Source organism: Nocardia sp. NPDC003345, from assembly GCF_053589395.1.
Map to the genome: position 1 here is coordinate 1 of NZ_JBSFRU010000459.1, position 3,774 is coordinate 3,774.

At 67.3% G+C, this 3,774-nt stretch carries 4 protein-coding genes; 3 read left to right on the forward strand and 1 reads right to left on the reverse strand.

Annotated elements, in window-relative coordinates:
* The first annotated feature begins 373 nt into the window (after positions 1-373).
* Positions 374-601 carry a DUF3107 domain-containing protein gene (locus ACWDU1_RS30545; protein ID WP_450003785.1) on the forward strand — a complete coding sequence of 76 codons (228 nt, stop codon included), beginning with the start codon at positions 374-376 and terminating at the stop codon, positions 599-601.
* A gap of 51 nt (positions 602-652) precedes the next feature.
* Here ACWDU1_RS30545 and ACWDU1_RS30550 read toward each other — a convergent pair whose 3' ends face one another.
* A complete protein-coding gene (locus tag ACWDU1_RS30550; protein WP_450003786.1) occupies positions 653-1,309 on the reverse strand; it encodes a TetR/AcrR family transcriptional regulator in 657 nt (218 codons plus the stop codon).
* Between the two features lie 216 nt (positions 1,310-1,525).
* Here ACWDU1_RS30550 and ACWDU1_RS30555 point away from each other — a divergent pair, with 216 nt between their 5' ends.
* The gene (locus tag ACWDU1_RS30555; RefSeq protein WP_450003788.1) at positions 1,526-2,578 is read left to right on the forward strand and encodes a DUF3152 domain-containing protein; all 1,053 of its coding nucleotides are present in this window, start codon (positions 1,526-1,528) and stop codon (positions 2,576-2,578) included.
* Positions 2,579-2,675: 97 nt separating this feature from the next.
* The coding region (moeZ, locus tag ACWDU1_RS30560; RefSeq protein ID WP_450003789.1) for an adenylyltransferase/sulfurtransferase MoeZ at positions 2,676-3,774 on the forward strand (1,099 nt) is incomplete at its 3' end.

Below are 3,774 nucleotides of genomic sequence, written 5' to 3' on the forward strand. Positions count from 1 at the left end.
AACCGGGCTCCCCGGGGCCCCACCCTCGAGCGGCGGAGCCGCTCCAAAATTACAGTCCGACCCTTCGCGGAGGGGCACATCCGAACTCACCTCCGCGGAAAGGTCACCTCTCAACTCACTCTTCGCGGAGGGGCACCTCCGAACTCACCTTCGCGGAGATGTCACCGCTCAACTCACTCTTCGCGGAGGGGCACCTCCGAACCCACCTTCGCGGAGAGATCGCCTCTCAACTCACTCTTCGCGGAGGGGCACCTCCCAACCCACATTCGCGGAGAGGTCGCTCCAAAATTCCAGCCGACCCTTCGTGGAGGGGTCGATGCAACGATATAACCTTGCTTCGACAGCACAGGACTTACAAGTTCGGAGGTTGGCCGTGGAGGTCAAGATCGGTATTTCGGATAGCCCGCGTGAACTCGTCATCTCCAGCGCGCAGACCCCGGACGAGGTCGAGGCGCTGGTGTCCGAGGCGCTGGCGAACTCGAGTGGTGTCCTGGCTCTGGCCGATGAGAAGGGCCGTAAGTATCTGATCCAGGCGAGCAAGGTCGCCTATGTGGAGATCGGTGCCGTTACCGGCGGCAAGGTCGGGTTCGCTGCGATCTGACGGTCCTGACGCAGGAAGGCCCCGCCGGATTCGGCGGGGCCTTCCTGCGGTTCAGGACAGGGGGTGCAGGGGGACGTGTTTGAGGCCGCCCCAGGCGAGCGCGACGGTGGTGTCGACGGCGTCGTCCTTGGGGATGGGGCGGTCGGCCTCGAGCCAGTACCTGGCGGTGAACTGGCTGGCGCCGACCAGTCCGACGGCGAGGATGCGGGCGCGGTAGGGGTCCAGGCCGGAGTCGTGGGCTACGAGGTCGTAGACGGCGTCGACGCAGGCTTCGGTGGCCTGTTCGACCCGGCGCTGCACCTGCGGTTCGTTGGTGAGGTCGGATTCGAAGACGAGGCGGAAGCCCTGCATCTCGTTGTCGACGAAGTCGTAGTAGGCGGCAACGGCGGCGCGGACGCGCTGTTTGTTGTCGGTGGTGGAGCGCAGTGCCTGGCGCACGCTGGACACCAGCATGTCGACGTAGTTCTGCAGTACCGCGAGATACAGCTCGAGTTTGCTGGTGAAGTGCTGGTAGAGGACCGGCTTGCTGACGCCCGCGCACTGGGAGATCTCGTCCATTCCGGCGGCGTGGTAGCCGCGGAGTACGAAGATCTCGCTGGCGGCCGCTAGTAGCTGCTGGCGTCTTTCGTCACGTGGAAGCCGGGTGCCACGTTTGGGGGCGGTGCCGGACGAGGAGCGGGGCGTCATCCGGTCCACGAGGTCGGTCATATTCGGATCTCCCAGTCGATTCCCCGGCAAAGGGGTGTGTACCGGGTCTTTCGAGCACCATACTCGCATCTTGTGCGGTTGCCGACCCGGGTCTGGGAACCCGGTTCCGGTCCGGACCGATGCGGCCCGTGGCCGGAATGTGTGAGGGCCGGGGTGTCCGGTACCGGTCCGGCACCGTTTTTCCGGGGTCCGGCGGCTTGTGAGACTCTGGAATGTGTGACCGACCGACCGGACAGTTCCGCCTCCGGCGGCGGGCGCGATGCGCACCGCCCCCATGACTCGGACCTCGTGGTCGCCGCCCGGGAGGTGGCTCCGGAGACCGGGTCGGCACCCGCGGGAGATCCGCGGGCCCCGTTGCGGGCCGACTGGGATCCGGGCACCGCGCGTTCGGGGGCGAGGGTCGCCGGGGGCGGTCGCCGCGGGCGTTTTCCGCTGCGGTTCGGCTGGCGGGCCTACGCGCTGCCGGTGTTGCTGATTCTGACAGCGTTCGTGGTGGTGGACGCGGTCCGGGCGGGCTCGGGATCTCCGCCGGATTCGGCCGAGCCCGGCTTCGGCGAGCTCGGTCCGCCGCCGGCCAGTGCCGGGGTGATCGGCGCGCCACCGGGCGACGGCCGGTTTCCCGACGACCTGCCGGTGGGCGCGCTGCCCGACGGCGGGAAGTTCACCGAATCCGGGAAGGGCACCTGGCGGATCGTCGGGGGCGGTTCGCCGCGGGTGGGGGCGGGGGAGCAGTACACCTTCACCTACACCGTCGAGGTCGAGAACGGGATCGACACCCGGGCGTTCGGGGGCGACGAGTCGGTGGCCCGGATGGTCGATTCGACGCTGGCCAATCCGAAGAGCTGGATCCACGACCGCAAGTTCGCGTTCCAGCGGATCGATCGCGGGGAACCGGATTTCCGGGTCTCGCTGACCGCGCGGGCGACCACCCGCCAGGCCTGCGGGTTCGATATCCCCATCGATTCGTCCTGCTACAACTCCGACGATGCCCGGGTGGTGCTGTCGGAGGCGCGCTGGGTGCGCGGCGCCCCGGCCTTCGAGGGCGATATCGGCTCCTACCGGCAGTATCTGGTGAATCATGAGGTGGGTCACGCCATCGGCTACCACGCGCATCAGCCGTGTGAGAACAGCGGCGGATTGGCCCCGGTGATGATGCAGCAGACCTTCGGTACCGCGAACAACGAGATCGCGGCCCTCGACCCATCGGGTGTGGTGCCGATGGACGGGAAGACCTGCCGGTTCAATCCGTGGCCGTATCCGCGCGGCTGAGCCCGGGTCCCGGGCCGGCCGGCCACACGGGAAGAATGGTTCGCGCGTCGGCGTTGTACAGGGCAACCGGCCATATCGATACGAGGAGTGCACAGACGTGTCAACACCGCAGTCCCTGCCCCCACTTGTGGAGCCTGCCGCCGAGCTGAGCAGGGACGAGGTCGCCCGCTACAGCCGTCACCTGATCATCCCGGATCTCGGGATGGACGGGCAGAAGCGGCTGAAGAACGCGAAGGTGCTCGTCATCGGCGCCGGCGGGCTGGGCTCGCCCGCGCTGCTGTATCTGGCCGCCGCCGGGGTGGGCACCCTGGGAATCGTCGAGTTCGACGAGGTGGACGCCTCGAACCTGCAGCGGCAGGTCATCCACGGTGAATCCGATATCGGCCGCCCCAAGGCCGACAGCGCCCGGGATTCCATCCTGGAGATCAACTCGGGTATCGATGTGCGGCTGCACAAGATCCGGCTGGAGCCCGACAACGCCGTGGAACTGTTCCGCGAATACGACCTGATCGTCGACGGAACCGACAACTTCGCGACCCGCTATCTGGTCAACGATGCCGCGGTGCTGGCCGGTAAGCCGTATGTCTGGGGTTCGATCTACCGGTTCGAGGGCCAGGTGTCGGTGTTCTGGGAGGACGCGCCGGACGGTCGCGGGATCAACTATCGCGATCTGTATCCGGAGGCCCCGCCGCCGGGAATGGTGCCCTCGTGCGCGGAGGGCGGGGTGCTCGGGGTGCTGTGCGCCTCGATCGGTTCGGTCATGGTGACCGAGGCGATCAAACTCATCACCGGTATCGGCGACCCGCTGCTGGGCCGGCTGATGGTGTACGACGCACTCGATATGAACTACCGGACCATCAAACTGCGCCGCGATCCGGATCGGCAGCCGATCACCGAGCTGATCGACTACGACGCGTTCTGCGGTGTGGTGTCGGAGGAGGGCCAGGCCGCGGCCGCGGGTTCCACCGTCACCGCACGCGAACTCAAGGATCTGCTGGACGCGGGCGATGTGGAACTGATCGATGTCCGCGAGCCCGTGGAATGGGACATCGTGCATATCGAGGGCGCCACCCTGATCCCCAAGGACCGGATCCTGTCCGGCGAAGCGCTGTCGGAGTTGCCGCAGAACCGCAAGATCGTGCTGCACTGCAAGACCGGTGTGCGGTCGGCCGAGGCGCTGGCGGCGCTCAAGCGGG